General features: G+C 50.3%; 1 protein-coding gene. It reads right to left on the bottom strand.

The genetic code is table 11. The features are described 5' to 3' along the window. On the bottom strand, positions 1-766 hold a 766-nt coding region (locus ACMZ6Z_RS09515), incomplete at both ends, for a thrombospondin type 3 repeat-containing protein (RefSeq protein ID WP_416132278.1).

Raw genomic sequence — 766 nt, 5'->3', positions numbered from 1 at the left:
GGTAACTGGGATGACAACTGTCGCTGTTTCCGCATCGCCCACGAAGACGATATCGGTTGGGGTTCCAACAAGCTGACCTTGATCGTCAACACGAAGACCATTAGTTTCTGTGCTTGCAATCACGGAGTTGGACTTGCTTGGTGTGACCACCTTGACTGGAACCACTTCTTGCTTGTCAGTTACACGAGCGGTATCTACTGTTTCAACCGTCAGTGCGTCCTTAGCTTTCGGATTGTTATCCGTGTCATCTGGGATACCGTCGTTGTCATCATCGTTATCCGTCACGTCTGGCTGACCGTCATTGTCGGTGTCACGTTGAACAGTGACTGGAACGAGGATGTCCTTGGTTTCTTGACCAGCCGGTGTTTCAACGACAACCTTAACTGGAACGTTAACGACACGGTCGTTTTCGTCTGGGTTCCAATCCGTAATCACTGGTGTACCCGTTAAGTTACCAGTGCCATCAACAGTGATGCCATTGGTTTGGGTACCAGTGATGACTGCGTTTGGTTTATTGACAACAACTGCTGGACGTGGTGCGATTAACTGGCCTTCAACGACTGGCGTGTTATTAGCCGGGCTAACGGTTACCATCAAGTCATCTTTGCCTTTCGGATTGTTATCCGTGTCATCTGGGATGCCATCGTTGTCATCATCGTTATCCGTCACGTCTGGCTGACCATCCTTATCAGTGTCACGTTGGGCGGTGACTGAAACGGTTTTGTCCACTTGGACATCGCCAGGGTGGTTGATGTGGACTGGGACG

Source organism: Streptococcus pluranimalium (assembly GCF_047785705.1).
In the GTDB taxonomy this organism is placed as follows: Bacteria; Bacillota; Bacilli; order Lactobacillales; family Streptococcaceae; genus Streptococcus; species Streptococcus pluranimalium_A.
The sequence above is the reverse complement of the archived record's forward strand: the minus strand, read 5'-3'. Positions and strand labels throughout refer to the sequence as shown.